Origin of the sequence: Salinispora vitiensis, from assembly GCF_000378825.1 — a bacterium.
Taxonomy (GTDB): Bacteria; Actinomycetota; Actinomycetes; order Mycobacteriales; family Micromonosporaceae; genus Micromonospora; species Micromonospora vitiensis.
Genome location: NZ_KB900388.1, coordinates 4138502 through 4157147 on the forward strand (window position 1 = coordinate 4138502; position 18646 = coordinate 4157147).

15 protein-coding genes and 1 pseudogene are annotated in these 18646 nt (G+C 69.1%); 9 read left to right on the forward strand and 7 right to left on the reverse strand.

Translation table 11 applies throughout. The features are described from left to right. Window position 1 precedes the first annotated feature (1 nt). From fabF to fabI, 6 genes are all read left to right on the forward strand, one after another. Window positions 2-1255 (forward strand): beta-ketoacyl-ACP synthase II, encoded by a 1254-nt coding sequence (gene fabF, locus SALPAC2_RS0119640; protein ID WP_050563133.1) that lies wholly within the window; start codon window positions 2-4, stop codon window positions 1253-1255. A gap of 32 nt (window positions 1256-1287) precedes the next feature. Beyond that, window positions 1288-1983 (forward strand): GNAT family N-acetyltransferase, encoded by a 696-nt coding sequence (locus tag SALPAC2_RS25150; protein WP_018218338.1) that lies wholly within the window; start codon window positions 1288-1290, stop codon window positions 1981-1983. Further along, window positions 1980-4601, forward strand: coding sequence for a class III lanthionine synthetase LanKC (gene lanKC, locus SALPAC2_RS25155; protein WP_018218339.1), 2622 nt, complete (start codon window positions 1980-1982; stop codon window positions 4599-4601). Before SALPAC2_RS25150 ends, lanKC begins: the two co-directional genes overlap by 4 nt. Before the next feature lie 5 nt (window positions 4602-4606). Next, window positions 4607-4696 carry a class III lanthipeptide gene (locus SALPAC2_RS27605; protein ID WP_018218340.1) on the forward strand — a complete coding sequence of 30 codons (90 nt, stop codon included), beginning with the start codon at window positions 4607-4609 and terminating at the stop codon, window positions 4694-4696. Window positions 4697-4759: 63 nt separating this feature from the next. Continuing rightward, entirely contained in the window at window positions 4760-4846 is an 87-nt protein-coding gene (locus SALPAC2_RS28555) for a class III lanthipeptide (RefSeq protein WP_188115901.1), read from the forward strand. A 124-nt stretch (window positions 4847-4970) separates the two neighbouring features. Next, entirely contained in the window at window positions 4971-5738 is a 768-nt protein-coding gene (gene fabI, locus SALPAC2_RS0119665) for an enoyl-ACP reductase FabI (protein WP_018218341.1), read from the forward strand. A gap of 60 nt (window positions 5739-5798) precedes the next feature. Here the strand turns inward: fabI and SALPAC2_RS25160 are convergent. The 4 genes and pseudogenes from SALPAC2_RS25160 to SALPAC2_RS25165 form a co-directional block, all read right to left on the reverse strand. Beyond that, window positions 5799-6954 (reverse strand): annotated as a pseudogene (locus tag SALPAC2_RS25160) (serine hydrolase domain-containing protein). 98 nt (window positions 6955-7052) lie between these two features. Next, window positions 7053-8591 (reverse strand): MFS transporter, encoded by a 1539-nt coding sequence (locus SALPAC2_RS0119675; RefSeq protein ID WP_018218342.1) that lies wholly within the window; start codon window positions 8589-8591, stop codon window positions 7053-7055. Next, window positions 8581-9174, reverse strand: a complete 594-nt coding sequence (locus tag SALPAC2_RS0119680) for a TetR/AcrR family transcriptional regulator (protein WP_018218343.1) — start codon at window positions 9172-9174, stop codon at window positions 8581-8583. Before SALPAC2_RS0119680 ends, SALPAC2_RS0119675 begins: the two co-directional genes overlap by 11 nt. 9 nt (window positions 9175-9183) lie before the next feature. Continuing rightward, window positions 9184-11145: a S9 family peptidase gene (locus tag SALPAC2_RS25165; RefSeq protein ID WP_018218344.1), complete on the reverse strand. Its 1962-nt coding sequence runs from the start codon at window positions 11143-11145 to the stop codon at window positions 9184-9186. A gap of 184 nt (window positions 11146-11329) precedes the next feature. Between SALPAC2_RS25165 and SALPAC2_RS0119690 the strand changes: the two genes are divergently transcribed. Beyond that, window positions 11330-12778 (forward strand): class I adenylate-forming enzyme family protein, encoded by a 1449-nt coding sequence (locus tag SALPAC2_RS0119690; protein ID WP_018218345.1) that lies wholly within the window; start codon window positions 11330-11332, stop codon window positions 12776-12778. 118 nt (window positions 12779-12896) lie between these two features. Here the strand turns inward: SALPAC2_RS0119690 and SALPAC2_RS0119695 are convergent, their stop codons facing one another. Both SALPAC2_RS0119695 and SALPAC2_RS25170 read right to left on the reverse strand, forming a co-directional pair. After that, window positions 12897-14015, reverse strand: coding sequence for a beta-ketoacyl synthase N-terminal-like domain-containing protein (locus SALPAC2_RS0119695; protein ID WP_018218346.1), 1119 nt, complete (start codon window positions 14013-14015; stop codon window positions 12897-12899). Further along, on the reverse strand, window positions 14012-14740 hold the full coding sequence (locus SALPAC2_RS25170; RefSeq protein ID WP_162561373.1) for a hypothetical protein: 729 nt from the start codon (window positions 14738-14740) through the stop codon (window positions 14012-14014). Before SALPAC2_RS25170 ends, SALPAC2_RS0119695 begins: the two co-directional genes overlap by 4 nt. A gap of 356 nt (window positions 14741-15096) precedes the next feature. Here SALPAC2_RS25170 and SALPAC2_RS0119705 point away from each other — a divergent pair, with 356 nt between their 5' ends. Beyond that, window positions 15097-15597 (forward strand): hypothetical protein, encoded by a 501-nt coding sequence (locus SALPAC2_RS0119705; RefSeq protein WP_018218348.1) that lies wholly within the window; start codon window positions 15097-15099, stop codon window positions 15595-15597. Here the strand turns inward: SALPAC2_RS0119705 and SALPAC2_RS0119710 are convergent. Beyond that, entirely contained in the window at window positions 15576-16904 is a 1329-nt protein-coding gene (locus SALPAC2_RS0119710; protein WP_080636960.1) for a helix-turn-helix domain-containing protein, read from the reverse strand. The genes SALPAC2_RS0119705 and SALPAC2_RS0119710 overlap by 22 nt on opposite strands. Window positions 16905-17194: 290 nt before the next feature. Here SALPAC2_RS0119710 and SALPAC2_RS0119715 point away from each other — a divergent pair, with 290 nt between their 5' ends. Next, window positions 17195-18592 (forward strand): MFS transporter, encoded by a 1398-nt coding sequence (locus tag SALPAC2_RS0119715; protein ID WP_162561375.1) that lies wholly within the window; start codon window positions 17195-17197, stop codon window positions 18590-18592. The last annotated feature ends 54 nt before the right edge of the window (window positions 18593-18646 follow it).

Genomic DNA, 18646 nt, shown 5'->3' on the forward strand with positions numbered 1-18646 from the left:
TGTGAGGCAGTCGGCTTCCAGGCGTCGGGTGGTGATCACAGGAACCGGTGTCATCACCCCGATCGGCCTGAGCGTCTCGGATTTCTGGTCCTCGCTCCTCGCGGGACGTACTGGCGTGGACGAGATCACCTCCTTCGACGCCAGCCACCTCCCAACCCGGATCGCCGCGGAGGTGCGAGGGTTCAACCACCTCGCCTACATGCCCTACCGGGTCGGTCGCCGGCTGGACAAGTTCGCCCAGTTCGGCCTGGCGGCTGGTCTGCAGGCCGTCGAGGAGGCGAAGCTCGACCTCGACGACGACCTGGTGTGGCGTACCGGGGCACTCCTGGGGTCGGCCTACGGACCGGGCCAGTTCATCCAGACCTCGACGCTCGCCATGGCCGCCGGTGGACCCCAGAAGGTTCCGGCCTACATGGCAGCGGCTGCCTCGAACGACAGCGCGGCGGGTGCGCTCGCGATGCAGCTCGGGCTCCGCGGTCCGTCCGCCGCCGTGTCGACCGCCTGCGCGACAGGCGCCACCTGCATCGGTGATGCGTTCCGCCAGATCAGACACGGTTACAGCGACGTCATGCTCGCCGGCGGGACCGACTCCACAATCACGCCTCTCGACATGGTGTCCGCCTCCAACACGGGCGCGCTCTCCCGCCGCAACGGTGACCCGTCGCGCGCCAGCCGCCCTTTCGACCGGGACCGCGACGGCTTCGTGATGGGTGCCGGTGCCGGTGTCGTGGTGCTCGAGGAGGCCGAGTTCGCCCGCCGACGCGGTGCACCCATCCTCGCTGAGCTGGCCGGATACGGCGCCACGACCGACGTGCACCACCCGACTGCGCCCGACCCGACCGGCACCGGCGCCCGTGCTGCCATCCGGGCCGCCCTCGACGACGCGGAGCTGGGTCCCGACGACATCGACTACGTCAACGCTCACGGCACCTCCACGGTCATCAACGACCGCTTGGAGACGGCCGTCCTTCGATCCGTCTTCGGCGACCGGGCAACGCGCATTCCGATCAGCTCGATCAAGTCGATGACCGGTCACATGATCGGCGCGGCCGGGGCAGTGGAACTGATCGCGACCGCCCGGGCTGCCGCCGAAGGGGTCGTACCGCCGACCGTCAACTGCGACGACCCCGAGGACACCGGCCTGAACTTCGTGCCGCACGAGCCGCAGGAACATCGCGTCCGTGCCGCCATCAGCAACTCCTTCGGCTTCGGTGGGCACAACGCGGTGCTCGTCGTCCGTCCGTGGGCCCACTAGCCGAAGCCGCCGAGGTGAGGGAGACCAGCGCCATGAAGGGCAGATTCGTTGCGCTCCGGCGCCCGTACGACGCGGACTTCGAGCTGATCGAGCAGTGGCTCGCCCCCGAATCGATGACCGCGGTGCTGACCACCGACGCCGGCGGTCTGGTCACCGCCCGGCAGGTACGGGAGCTCAACGAGAGCGGAGCCATGCGTCACTACATGGTGTGGCTCCTCGATGAGGATCGCGCGGTGGGATGCGTGAATTACAAGCGCAGCGGACCGGCCGGCTGTTTCGAGATCGGCGGCGCCATCGGCGAGGCCGACATCTGGCAACGCGGCTACGGTATCGAGGCGTTCACTCTTCTGGTCGACCACCTGTTCCACGCCGGGAACGCCCACCGGGTGCAGTTCACCACCGCGATCTACAACCGGCACATCATCAACGCCGTGACGAAGGCGGCATTCGTCTGCGAAGGCATTCTACGCGAGTACTACTTTCTCGACGGCCGTTGGCACGACGCGGTGCTGTGGTCCGTGCTCCGGGACGAGTTCTACCACGGTGCCGAGATCGCCGCCCGGATCTCCGACCGATACCGGCTGCCGGACATCATTCCTGAGCGAGACAAGGCTGCCGCCCGGGAGACCCTGGCCCGGTTCCTGGCCGGTGACCGGGACACCACCTCGATCGGTCAGTTCCTCAACGACCGTCCGGCGGCCGTGGCCGAGCGGGAGCAGGTTCAGTGAGGCAGCAGCCGGAGGCGTACTGCTTGGCCGATCCGGTCTTCTACGACAGCCACAGCCGCTGGGAGGCCGAGTCGTCAGCCTTCGAGGAGACGTTGTCGAGCCCGCCTGACGGGTGGTACCGCTCGGAGCGGGACGTCTGGATCTGCCTCAACCCCGTCGGGGTGCAGTTGCCGCAGCAGGGCTGGAAGGTCCACGTCTCGGCGCGGCCCGAGAACGCCTCTCAGGTCCTGCGGACGGTGCATGCCCATTGTCTGCGCAATCGGTTGCCGTTCAAGTTTCTGCGCAGCGCCAACGTGCACCGTGCGCACAACTACAAGTACGCGTCCCGCACCGCGAGTGGCAAACTGGTGACGATCTATCCGTCGGACGAGGAGACGTTACACGGCGTCCTCACCGACCTCGGCAAGGAGCTCGAGGGGGAGCCGGGTCCGTACATCCTGACCGACCTCCGCTGGGGCGCCGGCCCACTCTTCGTACGGTACGGCGCGTTCGTGGACCGCTACTGTCTGGACGAGAACGGCGAGACGGTCCTCGCCCTGGCCAAACCGGACGGAACGCTCGTCCCCGACAGCCGCAAACCCGTCTTCACCGTCGCGCCCTGGGTCGACACGCCGGCCTTCCTGGCACCACACCTGGCCGCTCGCAATGCGGGTGACCCCAGCGAGTTCCCGTACCTCATCTCACGCGTTCTGCACTTCTCCAATGCTGGCGGGGTGTATCTCGCACGTCGTAAGTCGGACAACGTCGAGGTGGTCCTCAAGGAGGCTCGTCCGCACGCGGGTATCGACGGGGCCGGCGAGGATGCGGTGACCCGACTGGTGCGGGAACACACCGCACTGAGGCAGCTGGCCGGCGTAGCCGGGGTGCCAGCCGTCTACGACCGCCTCGCGTTGTGGGAGCACGAGTTCCTGGTGCAGGAGTACCTACCGGGACAGTCCCTCTACAGCTGGCTGGCGATCAACTATCCGCTGACGATGGCGGCTCCCACCGCGGAACAGGTTTCTGACTACACCCGGCGGGCCCTGGCCATCTTGACGGCGGTGGCCGAGATCATCGAGCGGATTCACGAGCGCGGCCTGGTCTACGGTGACCTACATCCGAACAACATCATGATCAGCGACGACGATCGCGTCTCCCTGGTCGACTTCGAGCTGGTATGCCCCGCGGAGGCGGACGTCAAGCCCGCGATGGGCTACCCCGGTTTCGTCAGCCGTACCGCCCGGGGCCGCGCCCGGGATCTGCACGCCCTGGCCGTCCTCCGGCTCTGGATCTTCCTTCCGCTTGCGTCGACGTTCGAGCTCGACCCGGGGCGGATGGCCGAACTGGCGCCCATCGCGATGGCGCGTTTCGATCTGCCGGCGCAGTATGCCGCGACCGTCGCAGGTGACCTGACTCCGTCCGCTCCGGCATCGAGGTCACTCGGTGGTCCGGCGGAGGTCGAGCTCACCGGCCCGGACCCGGACTGGCTGGCGGCGTGCCGATCGATCGCGGCGGGAATCCTCGGGTCAGCCACTCCAGATCGCTCCGATCGCCTCTTCCCGGGAGACATCGAGCAGTTTCGGTCGGGCGGTGACACGTTCGCCTACGGTGCGGCTGGGATTCTGTGGGCGCTGGACAGGACGGGCCACGGGCGCTTTCCGGACCATGAGAAGTGGCTGGTCACCTCCGCCCTGAAGCTCCGCCAGGGCGGGGCTGGCTTCTGCGACGGTCTGAGCGGCATCGCCTACGTACTCGGGAACTTCGGCCACGAGGACGAGGCGCGGGCGTTGCTCGAACGCACGCGCTCGATGGTCCCCGCGATGCGCGACGTCACTCTCTTCTCCGGTCTCGCGGGGCTGGGCCTCACCTACCTGCATTTCGCGGCGGTGGACGAAGCCCTTCGTATCGCCGACCGGCTCATCGCCGCTCTCGACGATCCGCAGGCCCAGGGCATCGACGCGGTAGCCGGCCAGGCGCGGCAGAGTGCGGGTAGCCGAGCCGGCCTGCTGCGTGGTTGGTCCGGGGTCGGTCTCTACTTCCTGCACCTGCACGAGCGCACCGGCGACAGTCGCTTCCTCGACCACGCCGTCCAGGCCGTACGACGGGATCTCGCCTCCTGCCGATCCCACGTCGACGGATCGCTCCAGGTGGACGGGGACTTCCGGCTCCTGCCGTACCTGGAGATCGGGAGCGCGGGGATCGCACTGGTCGCCGCCGAGATCGATCACCGGCGACCGGATCCGGCGATGCGGGCCGCGGTTGACGCGCTCAGCCTCGCCTGCATGCCGGAGTTCGTGATTGAACCGCAGCTCTTCAACGGTCGCGCGGGCCTGCTGGCCACCCTCCGACGACTGTCGCGCAGACATCCCGACAACCACCGATTGAGTACGGCTGTCCGCCGTCACCTGGAGCGACTCGGGTGGCACGCCATCACCTACGAAGGCCACCTCGCCTTCCCCGGTGACCAGGGACGGCGTCTCTCGATGGATGTGGCGACGGGCAGCGCGGGGGTGTTGCTCGCACTCGGCGCGGTGCGTGATCCAGACCTGGGCTTCCTCCCATTTCTGGACCCACCCGCCCCATTGACTCAACCGGTGACATCGTCGGTTGAAAGACCAAACCAACGGGGGGAGGTGTAAACACCATGTCGATCGTTCTGGACCTCCAGGGTCTCGAGGGCCCGGCTGCGGAGACTGCCGCGCCGGCCAGCACCGTCAGCAACAACTGTTTCTGAGCGGACCATCGCCCCGCGGGGCGTGCGTACGCGTCAGTCACGACTGGGAAGGGAGGGTAGTACATGTCGATCGTCCTGGACCTCCAGGGTCTCGAGGGCCCCGCTGCGGAAATCGCGGCGCCGGCCAGCACCGTCAGCAACAGCTGCTGACTCTGAGACCGACGTGGCGTGCCGGTGTGCCGTGTCCTGCACGGCACACCGGCACCAATGCCAGGCCCTGTCCCCGCTCACACGCGTGCATTCTGCCGCGTGCGATGGCTATCGAGGAGCAGACATGTCCGGAATCCTCGCAGGAAAGCAGATCCTGGTCACGGGTGTCATCACCGAGAGATCCATCGCGTACGCCGTCGCCCGTCGCGCCCAGTTGGAGGGTGCCACGGTGGTACTCACCGGGTTCGGCAGGTTGTCGCTTGTGGAGCGGGTCGCCAGGCGGTTGCCACAGCCCGCTCCCGTGGTGGAGCTGGATGTGACGGACACGCCACAGCTCGCCAGCCTCGCCGCCCGGCTGGATCCGCACGTGGATGGCTTGGACGGCATTCTCCACTCGATCGCCTTCGCACCACAGACGTGCCTCGGCGGCGGCTTTCCCACCGCGCCGTGGGCCGACGTCTCGACCGCGATGGAGGTGTCGGCTTACTCCCTTGCCGCCCTCGCCGCGGCGTGCCGACCTCTGTTACGTGCCCACGCCAGCATCGTCGGCCTCGATTTCGACGCCACCAAGGCGTGGCCGGACTACGACTGGATGGGCGTCGCGAAGTCGGCCCTCGAGTCGACGTGTCGATACCTCGCCCGCTATCTGGGGCCCGAGGGAATCCGGGTCAACCTGGTGGCGGCGGGTCCCCTGCGGACGGTCGCGGCGCTCAGTGTGCCGGACGGCACCGGAATCGAGAGTGACTGGGCCATCCGTGCGCCGCTCGGTTGGGACCCGCAGGACCGCGAACCGGTAGCACGCGCCTGCACGGCCCTGTTGTCGGACTGGTTCAGCGCGACGACCGGCGAGATCCTCCACGTGGACGGCGGCCGGCACGCCGTCGGAGCCTGACCGCGCCTGACCTGCGTCCCGTGGGCACAGTCGGTCGACGAGAGCTGTGTCGAGCAGGTATCAGTCCCCGTTCACAGCGATGCGGACGGCCCGCGCCAGCGAGGACGCACGGTGATTCGGGCTCATGCCATGCAGGCGGTTCGTCACGTAGCCGAACGCGATACCGGTCTCCGGGTCGGCGTAGCCGAGCGTCCCTCCGTGCCCCGCCATGGCCGAACGTGGACGGTGAACACCACGACAGGCCGGGGTGCGACAGAACGAATCCGAGCGCCTGCCGGTTCGGCAGGCGGAGAACCTCGTCCAGGCCGTTGGCCTGCTCAGCCGTGGCCGTCGCGAGGGTGGCGGGAGTGAGGATGCGGTACCCGTCCACGTCGCCGACCAGCGCAGCGTAGAACCGGGCCAGCGCCCGGGCTGTGCAGACTCCGTTCATCGCCGGGATCTGCGCGGTCAGCAGATCGGCCCGGTTGAGATCGACGCGTTCGCCGGCGGTGGGAAAGAGCGCACGCGTCGTGAGCGAGTCAGGATCGGCGTACGCGGTCAGGGCCTTCCGCCACGGCCTGTGGATCGCGTCGAGGGGAATGGCTGGCCCTCTCATCGCCTCGGGTTCCGTCGTCCAACTGACCCGGGACAACTCGGACTCGGGCAGCCCGAGCCAGAAGTCCAGCCCGAGAGGCGTGGCTATCTCCTCGGCGAAGTAGGTGCCGACCTCACGCCCGGCCACCCGGCGTACGACCTCGCCCACCAGCCACCCGTACGTGAAGGCGTGGTAGCCGCTGAGCGTGCCCGGCGTCCAGCACGGTCGTTGAGCGGCGAGTTCGGTCACCACCGGCGCCCAGGCGATGATCTCTTCGAGGGTGGCCCTGCGGTACAGGACCGGCAGCCCGGCCTGGTGGGAGAGCAGCCATCGCACCGGGATGTGTGCCTTCCCGGCGGCGCCGAACTCCGGCCAGTAGTCGGCGACCGGGGCGTCCAGATCGAGCCGGCCCTGTTGCGCCAGCAGGTGGGCACAGGTGGCCACAGCGCCCTTGGTCGCCGAGTAGATCACCTGAAGCGTGTCCGGGCGCCAGCGAGCCCCGGTCCGGGGATCGCTGATCCCGCCCCACAGGTCGACCACCAGGTTGCCGTGGTGATAGACGCTTACCGCGGCTCCGATGTCGTCGTACCGGTCGAAGTTCTGCTCGAACACCTCGCGTACCCGCTCGAATCCGCGGGCCACCTCGCCGTGGCACCGCTGCCGGTCCTCGATCCCAGTGACCGGGACCGCCGCTAACGATGGCGTCGAGCAGGCCGCAGCAGCACCGTCGGTCCGGCCTCTCATGACCGGTCGGCGGCCGGGGCCGAGGTCTCGGCGGCCCGCTTCTGCCGGGGCCAGATGGTGTAGGAGAACGACCAGAGAAAGTCCACGATCAGCACGGTCACCCAGATCCGACTGACCGTCATCAGGGTCGGGGCGTCATCCGGGACCATACCGCGCAACTTGGCCTGGATCCAGGAGTCACCGGCGAACCAGATGCCCGCCTGAGCGGCGACGAACAGCGCCAGATGCTGGAACCAACGCACCCGTTCCTTACGCGCGTGGTCAAGATCTGGCCCGGTTGGCACGTCCGGCGTTGCCTGTTGGCCACTGCCCGTCTGTCGTCGGGTCTCATCCGTGTGCGAGCCGGCCGCCGTGCCGGTGACGGCGGTCGTGGCGGTCTCGCGAGGCGAAGTCCGCGGCCGGCTCGGCAGCCCCAGGGACGCCACCGCGAACGGCACGAGCAGCGCCGCCACCAAAAGAACCCCCGCCGCCGCGAAACACGCGGCCCGCCAACCACCGGCACCGTAGAGCAGGCCGAAGGCTGCCGGGCCGATCAGGGCGCCAACCAGTTGGGCACCCTCGTAGAGACCCATCCCGCGGCCGAGTGCCGCCCCTGACGCCTCGGCGACAGTGGCCTCTTGGACCGGGATGGCGGCGGCGAAGCAGACACTGGCTCCGGCCCAGATCACGGTGATCAGCCACGGATCAGGGGCGAGGGCCAGCCCTCCGGCGGTCGCGGCGCTGGCGATCAGCGCGAGGCCGAGGGTGCTACCGCGACCGATGGCTCTGGTGACCTTGTGGGTGTTGCCCGCCAGCAGGATGAACACGAGGAATCCCGGGGCGAACACGGTGGCGATCTCGACGGGGCTGAGGTCGAACTCGCGTTGCAGATGCAGCAGGAGCAGCAGGCCGACTCCCGCCTCGGCGGTGGCCGTCACCGCGGTCAGCGCGAGAAGCGGCATGAGTTTCCGGCCGACCTGACCCATCCCCCGGTCGGACGGCCGGGGACGCGGTGCCGACCGTTCCGAGAGCAGAACCGCCGCGGCTGCCAGAGCCGCCACCCCACCAGCGGCGAACACCGCGGGATAGCCGAGCCAGTCCAGCAGGACGAACGCCCCGATGAAGCCGACGAAAGCGCCCTGCCCCTCGGCGGCGAGGAGTTGACCGTACGCCGCGACACCACCGGTCTCCCCCACCTTCGCGCGCACGGCCACCCAGAACAGAGCACCGCCGACACCACCCACCGCGGCGGCGCCGAAGGCCGCGGCAAGGTTGGGTGCGAGCGCGTAGCCACCGAGTGAGATCGCGTAGAGAATCGCCCCCAGTGCGGCGATCCGACCACGGTCGAACCGGTCGCTGAGGATGCCCGCCAGCGGTCGGGCCACCAGGGAGAGCGCAGCCTCGACGGCGACGACGGCCCCCACCTGAGCCGGGGTGGCCCCGAGTTCGGCGGTGGCCCAGAGCGGAACGAGGAAGTCGACCACCTCGGCGGGCGCGCGGGTGAGGGCAGCTGCGTTGGGCGCCGTCGACGGTGCGCTTCTGGCGTCACGGGACATGAAAGATCCAATCCAGGTAGACGTCGATAGCGCGACGGAGGAAGTCCGCCGGCAACTCATCGGGACTCAGCAGTGCGTGCATGGTGAGGCCGTCGACCAGCGCGAGCAGGATGGTGGCCGCCATTTTCGGGTCCACGTCGGACAGATTCCCGTCGTCACGTGCCTCGCTCAGCCTGCTCTCGTAGTGCGCGCGGATCTGCCGCAGACCTGTCGCATGCGCCTCACCGAGCGACTCGGACACGAGGCTCCGCGCCGCGAAGGCGAGCCAGATCCGGTTCGCGAGCTCCGCGGGCGGGTTGAGTGGCATCATCGCTGCCATCTCGCGGTGGATCTCCGCACGGATCGACGCCGCCGGCGGCAACGCGTCCAGCCGCGAGATCAGTCGTTCGGTCACCTGCTCGATCGCGAAGAGCAGCAACTCGTCCTTGGTGCGGAAGTAGTACTGCACAGCACCGATCGACACTCCGGTCCGAGCGGCCACCTCTCGGATGCTGACCTCGTCAAGCCCGCGCTCACCCGCGATGGCCAGGACAGCGTCCGCCAGTTGCCGCCGCCGCTGATTGGCCGGCTTTCCGTCCGTCATGCGACGGCACTATACGTCTGTATTGTGCACTTGTGAACCCTTCAGCGCCTGGTCGAAGAACTGCCGTTCGAGTGGCAACAGGCCGGCCAGGATGGCCGCTGACGGAACGTGACCGACCCCGCCCAACGACATCATCCAGTGTGGACGACGGGCCGCCAGCAGCTCTGCCGAGAGTCGGAATGCGTGCACGGGAAGGACGTTGTCGTCGAGCAGTCCCTGCACCAACAGGAGGGGTCTGCGCAGCGCCGCGGCCGAGCCGATCAGCGAGTTGTCCTGATAGGTCGTCCCGTCGGCCGGCAAACCGAGGTAACGCTCCGAATACGCGCTGTCGTAGAGCGACCAGTCGGTGACCGGAGCGATGGCGCTGGCCACGTGGAAGACGTCCGGACGACGGAGCACCGCGAGGGCGGCCAGGAACCCGCCGAAGGACGACCCGCGGATGCCCACCCGGGACAGGTCCAGATCGGGATGCCGCTCGCCGAGGTGGTGCAGGGTGTCGACCTGGTCCGCCAGCACCACGTCGGCGAGACGCCGCCACACCGCCTTCTCCCAAGCGGGGGACACGCCGGGCGTCCCGCGTCCGTCGATGGTTACCACCGCGTACCCCTGATCCGCCCACCACTGGCGGTTCAACCACGGGGACCAGCCGGCCCGTACCTCCTGCTGGCCGGGGCCGCCATAACTCTGCACGAGGACCGGGAGGCGGTTCCCCGGACGGTGGTCTCGCGGGAACAGGACCGCCGCCGGGATCCGCCGTTCACCTACCCGGGCCAGAACCGGCGCGGGCCGGCACGCCGGGACGGCGGACTGGTCCGCCAACCGGTGCTCCCCGTTCGGGCCGTGGATCGTCCACCGGACGCCGGGCGCGTCCTGCAAGGCGGAGCCCACCACCAGGGTTCCGGCCGCGGCCAGCCCGTCATGCCAACCAGGCCGCCCGGTGAGGCGCTCGGGTTGACCGCCGCCCGGTCGGATCTGGTACACGTGCTGCTCGGCCGGAGAGGAACCGCTGCCGATCACCACGAGGTCTTCGCCGAGCGCGCCGACGACCGCCCGGACGTAGAGCCATGCCGGAGTGGCTGGTCGGTCATCCACCAGGATCTGCCGGCAGTCGGTGCCAGCGGTGTCGACCGACCGGACGATTCCTCCCCCGGGCGACCAGCAGGGGGTACCGGGGACCGGCGCGAGCCAGCGGTCGTCGGCATCCTCGTGCAGGACACTTGTCTCACCGGTGGGCACCTCCACCTGGAGCACCTGAGCGACGCGCTGTGCCCGGTCGAGCACCAGGAGCAGCGGCGGTCGGCCGGCCGACCAGCTCACGTGGTGGAGGTAGGGGAATCGAGCGTTGTCCCAGTCGATCGCGCGGCGGTGGCCGGCCAGATCGATCAGGTGCAGGCTCACGTCGGCGTTGGCGGCTCCGGCACAGGGGTACCGGACGACCCGGGGAGGCTCCGCCGGCGCCTCCGGATCCGCCAGGTGCCAGGGTGTGACCGCGCCCGTGCCCACCCGGGCGGCGATCAGACGGCCGCCGTCCGGCGCCCACCAGAAGCCTCGGTTCCGGCCGAACTCCGCAGCCGCCACCAGCTCCGCTTCGCCCCACCTGGTCGTCGGCCCGGTGGATGACGCCAACACCCGGTCGCCATCGGCGCCGGTCACCCGAAGATCGCCGTTGCCGACGTACGCGACCAGCCGCCCGGTCGGGTCGGGACGGGGGTCGGCGACGTCGAGGGCTGCCGGGAGTGCCGTCGACGTCCCGCCGACGGCGTCGACCAGACGCAGGCCGTCCCGGGTCCGGTACGCCGCCGCCGTACCGGACTGGTTCAGGGCGTACCCGCCGATCACGGGCTGCCCCTCGGAGAGCTGTCGGGTGTGGCCGGTGGTGGCGTCGCACACCCAGAGGTGGTCTTCACCGTCGGTCGGTCCGCCGGAGCGGAGAAAGAAGACCCGTAATCCGTCCTCGGACAGCCCCACCATTTTTGGCGCACCACGACTAAATCGGTCAGTATCGGCATATTGGGATAGATAGTTGTCTCGGCGAGAGGCGTCAGGCGTGGCATTCATCGCGGGTCCTCGGCATCTCAGCAGGGCGCGGTCGAGCCGGTCGATGACATCTTGTCATGCCCTTGACTGAACTTTACAGACCCGGCATCGTGCTTGCATGACGATGAAGCTCGGAGCTTCGGCAACCCTCGCCGAGGATGGAGGAGCGGCCCGCATTGCCGGCTCCGACGTTCGCCTCGAGGGAGCCGACCTGCACACCGTCGTGGCCGGCCGGGTGGCCCGGTTCCGCTCCGCCGGCATCGGCGCCGGCGACCGGGTGATGGTGCACGGCGACAACTCGGTCGCGTACGTGGTCACCCTGCTGGCGCTGATGCATCTCGATGCCTCGATCGTGCTCGTCGACCACCGGCAGACCCGCACGGAAACCGAAGACGCCCTGACCCGGGTCAACGCCCGCTGGCTCCTGCACGACGGCGCAACCGCGCCGGTCGACCTGGGGTCGGGTCGGACGCTCCGCTACGACGTCGACGGCCCGGCGCCGCCGGTCGCGGAGAAGATCTCGCTCGTCGCGTGGGGTGCTCGGTCGGACGCGGTTATCCTCTGGTCGTCCGGAACGACCGGACCGGCCAAGGGAGTGGTGAAGTCAGGCCACTCGGTGTTCGTGAACTGCAGACAGACCATCCGCGCCATGGGTTACCGCCCGGACGACGTCCTGGCGCCGTGGCTGCCGTTCTCCCACCAGTACGGCCTGTCGCTCGTACTCATCTGGTGGTTGACCGGCTGCGGCCTCACCCTCAGCGACTACCGTCGGATCGATCGGGCGTTGGCCGACGTCCGACGATGCGGCGTCACCATGGTGGACGCCACCCCGTCCACCTACCACACCCTGGTCAACCTGATCAGACGTCGTCCAGAGGCGGTTGCCGAGCTCGGCTCGGTGCGGGCCTGGGGCGTCGGCGGCGCTCCGCTGTCCGGGATGCTCGGTGACGCCTTTCTGGCCACGGTGGGCAGCCCACTGCTTGACGGCTACGGTCTCACCGAGGTCGGCAACGTTGCCCTCGCCACCCCGGAGCATCCCCGAGCGTGTGGGCGGCCCCTGCCTGGCGTCGAGGTCCGGATCCGCGCCGACTCCGGGAGGCTCGCCGCCCCCGGGTCGCTGGGTGAGGTGGAGGTTCGCTCTCCAGGTCTGATGACCGGCTACCTCAGCGACGACGGCCGGGTGACGCCCCCACCCGACGACTGGTACCAGACTCACGACCTCGGCATGCTCGACGCGGAGGGGAATCTCCAGGTGATCGGCCGCAAGCACGCCGTACACCGGCACGGCTACACGCTGTATCCGGCGAGCATCGAGAAGCGGGCCGAACGCTGCGGGCAGCCGGTCAAGGTGCTGGCGATCGAGAACGAGCGGAGCGGCGCCCGGTTGGCCTTCGTGGTCGCCGATCCGGAGGGCCGACCGACTCGGCACTGGCGTGAACAGCTCTGTGCGGTCCTGGCCGCCTACGAGCACCCCAACAGCGTGCTCGTCGTGCCGGAGTATCCGGTCAACGGCAACGGCAAGATCGACATGGCCGCGCTCCGGACGATCGTCCAACCCGACGACTGACAGCAGTTGCGGCCTCGGGCGCCGCAGGCCGCCGTCCGGGCCGACTGGCCGGGCGGGATCGGCTCATGTCACGGTGGCACCGGACAACGACCTCGTCACCGATCAGGGGCACCGGCTGTCAGCCGACCCTGGTCAGGACCAGGGTCGCGTTGTTGCCGCCGAACCCCATGCTGTTGACCGCCGCGGTCGTCCCCCTACCGGTGGCGATCCGCAGCCGGCCGAACCGTACCCGTCGGGTCGGTTCCGGCCGGGACAGTCCGGCCACCGCCGGCACGTGTCCGGTCCGAAGGGCGTGCACGACGGCGGCGATGCTGGGCAGCGCCGATACGTGCAACAGGTGCCCGATGGCACCCTTGTGTGAGGTCACCGGCAATTCGTCGAGCTCCATCGTGGCGGCGACCGCCTCGATGGCGGACAGCTCCGCGGCGTCCCCCTGCGGGGTCCCGGTGGCGTGGCCGTGCACGTGGTCGAGTCGCTGCACCTGGGCGTCGGCCAGCGCGGTGCGCATACAACGCTCGATGAGGAGGGGATCGGACGCGGCAGGTTTGGTACCACCGATCTGAGCGGCCACGCCGGCCAGCAGCACGTCAGCGGCGGCCCCCCGGCGGCGCGCGTGGTCGGCCCGCTCCAGCACGAGGGCACCGGCTCCCTCGCCGAGGCTGATGCCGTTCCGGTCGAGGTCGAACGGCCGCCCACCGGACGGGCTGATCGCCCTGACGACCTGCATGCTGGCGTACTCGTACTCGTTGAGCACGCTCGAGCCCGCGACCAGTGCCACATCGGCCAGGCCGCCGCGGATCACGGTCCGGGCGAATCCAACGGCGAAGGCGGCCGAAGCGCAGGCGTGCGAGAGGTAGGCATCCGGCTGGCGGGCCAGCATGGTGGTCGCCGGACCCACGAACTCGTCCCACCCCGGGCCGGCCTCGGCTGGCGCCGGCTCCCAGGGTGCCTGACCGACGAAGGCGACAAGTGCCCTACGGCTGGGGAGAGACGACAGCCGAGCGTCCGTGAGCGCCTCGTGGACCGCCTGATCAAGGTAGAACTGCTTGCGCGGTACGGACTGTGCTTCCGGCCGCGGCCCCTGACCCGCGATGCTGCTCTCGAGCAGGCTACCGCGACCGGTGACGGACCCGAGCGCCACTGCTCCCGCCGAGAAACCGTCCGTGAACGCGGGCACACCGCTACCGAACGGAGTGACAAGTCCGATACCGCTGATGACAACGTCGGTGGGCGTCATTCCGCACCCGTTGCCGGTTGTGATCCCGCGAGCGCGGCCAGTGCCGGGAGGAGATCGCCCGGGAGATCCGCCGCCGGTACGCCGACGAGCGCCCGGCCCGTGTGCCGCACGGCCGGCCAGCGCGCCGCCGTCACCAGGCACCCGGGATCGGTGAAGTCGTCGGCGCGTACCGGAGCGACCTCACAGAGAACCACCGCCGGCGCGCTCAGGCTCATCGCGCCGGCGATGCCGATGGCGTCCACGGCCGAGGTCGTGGCGAGGAGGTACGTGCTTCCGTGCCAACTGGCCGTGCCGGCGGCGTAGGGCCGGAAGAGCTCCGAGGTCTCGAGTCCGGTCGAGTCGGAAGGGCGCAGAGCGCGGTGGGGGTCGGCACGGCGACGGGCGAACCGTCGAACGGTCCAGTCCGTCCACGCGTCTGCGAGCACGAGTACGACGGCCCTCGCCCGGGCCGGCTCCGACACGTCCTCCAGCAGCGCGGAGAGGACGGCACCCACCGCCCCTGGTGCGCGGCCGCCGACAGCTGACCCGACGGTCAGACCTGCGGCGTACCGTTCGAGTGCCCTCAGCGCCGGACCCTCGGTGCTGCCCACCGCGACGTCGGGTGTCGACTGCCGTGACACCGGCCCGGAACGCTCTAACAAGTCGCTGTCATGAAACAACACACCCTCCAGCCCGATCAGGTCCCAAGACTGCAGCGCGCTGCATACGTCTGTATAGTCGTCCACGAGTGGCCTTGCAAGTCTTGATCGATGCAAGTTGCGTGAGCAACCTCAGTTGTGCTCACGTGGGGAGCAGTGCCGCTTGCCATCAGTGTTGCTACTGCTGTATCACGCAGATAATAACGGCGGGTGTCAATGGGGGGTTTATGTCCGCCTGGGCTAGATTAGTCGACCCTGCTCAAGCCCGTCCCGGTTTCGTGAATATTTTTCTTGTTCGCGTTGACTGTGCAGGCCCACTCGAACACATCCTGGAACTGCTAAGCCCTGAGGAACGTGACCGGGTCCGCCGCTCCGGCCGGCCGGACTGGCGAGCCGGCTACGCCCGACGGAGGGCCACCCTACGGACACTGCTTGCCTGGCTGATGGGGCAGCCGATCCACGCACTGAAAATCACGTCGGACAGCAGCGGCCAGCCGGCCATCGGAGACCTGTCCCTGCATCTCGCCTGCGACAGCCTCGACGATCGATTACTCGTCGCTCTGGCCACCCGCAGCCGACTCGGTGTCTGCCTGCACGCGGTTCCGCCGACGGTAGGGCCCGAGGTCGACCGACTATTTGCCAACCACGAACTATTTCACCTCCGGCAAGAGGCAAGCGCCGATCGGCCGAGGGCCGTGACTCAGATGTTCGCCCGCAAGGATGCGGCGCGGCGGCTCACCGGCCAACTGCCGTCCGCTGCTGCCAGCGGCGTAAGGATGAGTCCGCCAGCCGGTGGAATCGCCGTCGCCACCGTTGCGGGAGAGCCTCCGATCGGCGTGGTTGATCTTCATTTCGGAGGCATTGCCGTCGGCGCGGTCGCGGTTGAACTCCCGGCCCGCGATATCCGGACCTGGTCAGTGGACTACGGCATGATCAGCGCGTGAACGTCAGATTCGGGGAGCGATTCGACGTCGGACAGGTACGCCGTTGCCTCCCGCCACGATCGGGTAGCAAACCGGTACGCTCCGCACGCCTCGTAACGAGAAGCCGCGTTCTGATAGCTCCGCTCGGCGAGCGCGTCGTCTCCGGTCGATCGCGCGACCCGCGCGACGACCATCAGTACCTTCGCCTGGTCTTGCACGCCCAGTCGATCGATCTGTTCAGGGAGGAGGCGGGCGGCCGCCTCGGCTGCCACGTCGAGGTCACCGGAGGACAGGGCGACCATCGCCTCCACTGCGGTCAGCCGGGTCCGATCCACCTCGGTGGTCAGCAGCTCGGCCGACTGTCGGGCTCGCTGCAGGCTATGCTTGGCCTCCGCGTGATCTCCGATCGCTGCGTGCTGCGCGGCGGTGGCGCGGCACAGCTGAGCCCACAGCCGCAGGTCGGTCTCCGGCAGAATCAGGTCCACCGCCCGGCAGAACAGGTCTCGTGTCTGGTCGGGCGTCTCGGGTGCCGTCAGGAACGCCGCCGCACCGGCGACCCAGTGCACCAGACCGCGTAGCAACCGCAGTGGAACGTCGTCGACGATCTGCAGTAGATCGTAGGCGACCTTCCTGCCCTGCTCCCACTCGCCGATGTAGAGGTAGGTGATCACGAGCTGAAGTTGGGCACGGACTCGCTCCGGCTGGGTCGCGTCCAGGTGCTCGGCCGCCGCCACGGCCCTCTCGGCGAGCCGGGTGCTCTCGCGAAGAGCGGCGTTCTGTCGCGCCACCTCGGCCAGCGCGGTGGCGACCTGGGTGTGCAGCAGGGCCGAGTCGACGGTCAGGGGGTCATTCAGGAGCTCGGTCAGGAGCTCACCCCGTTCGGTCGTCTGGTCCGACAGTCGGAGGGCCTCGGCCAGTTCCCATCTGGCTTCCCACATGATGTCCTCGTTATCGGCAGAGGCCGATGCGGCGACGAGACTGCGGAGCTGATCGGCGGCCACGCGGTGATCGCCGCCGGCCCGAGCGGATCGAGCGGCGAGCAGCCTGCTGATCAGCTCTATGCGATGCGGGCTGCGTGCGCCGGACTCCGGGGTCTCGAGCAGCTCACTCAGCGGAACCCCGAGGACGTTCGCGATCGCCCTCGCGACGTCGGCATTCGGAGTACGACGACCACTCTCCACCAGTGAGACGTAGCTGGGCGACATGTGGTCCCCCGCGACCTGGGCCTGGGAAAGCCCGCGGGCGCGTCGCACTTCTCTGAGCCGAAGCCCAAAAGCGGGCTGCTCCACCCCGTACCTCCCGAATCCCGTGGGCACCCGAACGCTCATCGTCGGAGGTCCCGTGTGCCTAGCGACCGCGTCACTGATTTTGTCACGTCGCAGACGACCTCCCTACCGCGGCGCGGGCTGTGGCGAAACAATCCGTTCCAACCGGGGATGCGTCGCCGCGACGATTAAGCAAGGTACCGCAGGTGCGATCAACATCAACAAACGGCTCGACACCGCGTGAACTGGTCGAAGCCCCAGTTTACCGACAGATCCCGGATGCAACCAGTGACGAGTCGACTTGTCATGACGCACTGTCACGATCAAGGATTGTCATGGTAATGTCGAACTCCATGACAGCCGGACGGCACGCGAGAGCCGGCCGATCCGCCCTGGGGACATTGCTGGGCACGTACACCGTCTCCGCTGTCGCGGAGTCGATGACCCTCGTGGCCATCCCGTGGTTCGTTCTCGAGACGACCGGCAGCGTGACCCGAACCGGCTTGCTCGTCGCGGTCGCCGCGATCAGTTCGGCCCTCGTGGGTCTCCTGGTCGGGCCGCTGATAGACCGCGTCGGTCACCGCCGGGCGTCCGTGGTCACCTATGCGCTCGGCGGCCTCGCTGTCGGGGCGGTGCCGTTGGCTGATTCGCGTGGCCTGCTGTCGTTCCCGGTGCTCCTGCTCCTGGTCGTCCTGGGCAGTGTTCTGGACACTCCCGGCACGGTCGCGCTGCGCGGCCGGGTGCGCCAGATGGCGCGGGCAAGTCGCGTCGAGCTGGAGCCGGTCAACGGGGTGATGCAGACGGCCGCGAACTCCGCCGGGCTGTTCGGGCCGGCACTGGGGGCGGGCGTCATCGCGATCGGATCGGCCACCTGGGTTCTGGTAATCGATGCCCTGGCGTGCCTGCTCATGGCGGTGGTGGTAGGAACGGCCGGACCTGCCGCCCGACCGGAGCGCGCCCCGCCGGGCGGCCCCGTAGGGCCGCAGTCGGCAGACGAGGAGGTCCGACCGGCAGGCGCGGCCGGGCTCCGCCGATACAGCGGCGAGCTCAGGGACGGCCTCGCGGTGATCGGTCGGACGCGCCTGCTCCGGACGCTCGTCAAGGTGGCGACCGGTTACAGCGTCCTCGACGGCGCCTTTGTCGGAGTGCTGCTCATCGTGTTCGCCTACGAGCGAATCGGTGATCCCGCCAGCCTGGGCGTGCTGGTCAGCGCGTTCGGCGCCGGGGCGCTGTGTGGGAGCGTCCTCTACGGCGCCCTGGGGGGACGGCTTCCTCGTCGACCGGTCTATCTGATCGCCGGCCTCGTGGTGGCGGCGGGGGTGGGTGGTCTGGCTTTGGCGGGAGGTGGCGGCGCGGAGCGGCTCGCCGTCAGCGCGGTGCTGCTGGGCCTGGTCGGTTGCGCGGCGGCGCCGGTCGACCTGATGACCACGGTGGCGGTCCAGCGGGCGGCTCCCGAAGGGGCGTACGGCCGGGTGGCCGGCACGCTGGCGACCTGTGCGGGCATTGGAGCGCCCGTCGGTATCGCTGTCGGAACGCTGATCGTCGGGACAGCCGGGCTGGTGGCGGGAATGGTGGCGCTGGCGAGCGGTTACCTACTTGTCACTCTGCTCGCCTGGCGCTCGTCCAGCCTGCACGACCTCGACCTCGACCTCGACCCCGTCCCGGCGCTCCACGGATCCGCGACGATTCAGCCGCGCCGGCCGGACCCGACGCCCGTTGGCAACCGGACGAACGACCGCCACTCACCATGACTCAATCTTTACCTGTCTTGACGAATGGCATGACAAGCTGTCAATCTCGTCGGG

What these genes read in the sequence shown, in the direction of transcription:
- SALPAC2_RS25150 (WP_018218338.1), top strand. Translation starts at nt 1,288, where the DNA reads ATGAAGGGCAGATTCGTTGCGCTCCGGCGCCCGTACGACGCGGACTTC.
- SALPAC2_RS27605 (WP_018218340.1), top strand. Translation starts at nt 4,607, where the DNA reads ATGTCGATCGTTCTGGACCTCCAGGGTCTCGAGGGCCCGGCTGCGGAG.
- SALPAC2_RS28555 (WP_188115901.1), top strand. Translation starts at nt 4,760, where the DNA reads ATGTCGATCGTCCTGGACCTCCAGGGTCTCGAGGGCCCCGCTGCGGAA.
- fabI (WP_018218341.1), top strand. Translation starts at nt 4,971, where the DNA reads ATGTCCGGAATCCTCGCAGGAAAGCAGATCCTGGTCACGGGTGTCATC.
- SALPAC2_RS0119675 (WP_018218342.1), bottom strand. Translation starts at nt 8,591, where the DNA reads ATGTCCCGTGACGCCAGAAGCGCACCGTCGACGGCGCCCAACGCAGCT.
- SALPAC2_RS0119680 (WP_018218343.1), bottom strand. Translation starts at nt 9,174, where the DNA reads ATGACGGACGGAAAGCCGGCCAATCAGCGGCGGCGGCAACTGGCGGAC.
- SALPAC2_RS25165 (WP_018218344.1), bottom strand. Translation starts at nt 11,145, where the DNA reads ATGGTGGGGCTGTCCGAGGACGGATTACGGGTCTTCTTTCTCCGCTCC.
- SALPAC2_RS0119690 (WP_018218345.1), top strand. Translation starts at nt 11,330, where the DNA reads ATGACGATGAAGCTCGGAGCTTCGGCAACCCTCGCCGAGGATGGAGGA.
- SALPAC2_RS0119695 (WP_018218346.1), bottom strand. Translation starts at nt 14,015, where the DNA reads ATGACGCCCACCGACGTTGTCATCAGCGGTATCGGACTTGTCACTCCG.
- SALPAC2_RS0119705 (WP_018218348.1), top strand. Translation starts at nt 15,097, where the DNA reads ATGGGGCAGCCGATCCACGCACTGAAAATCACGTCGGACAGCAGCGGC.
- SALPAC2_RS0119710 (WP_080636960.1), bottom strand. Translation starts at nt 16,904, where the DNA reads ATGAGCGTTCGGGTGCCCACGGGATTCGGGAGGTACGGGGTGGAGCAG.
- SALPAC2_RS0119715 (WP_162561375.1), top strand. Translation starts at nt 17,195, where the DNA reads ATGACAGCCGGACGGCACGCGAGAGCCGGCCGATCCGCCCTGGGGACA.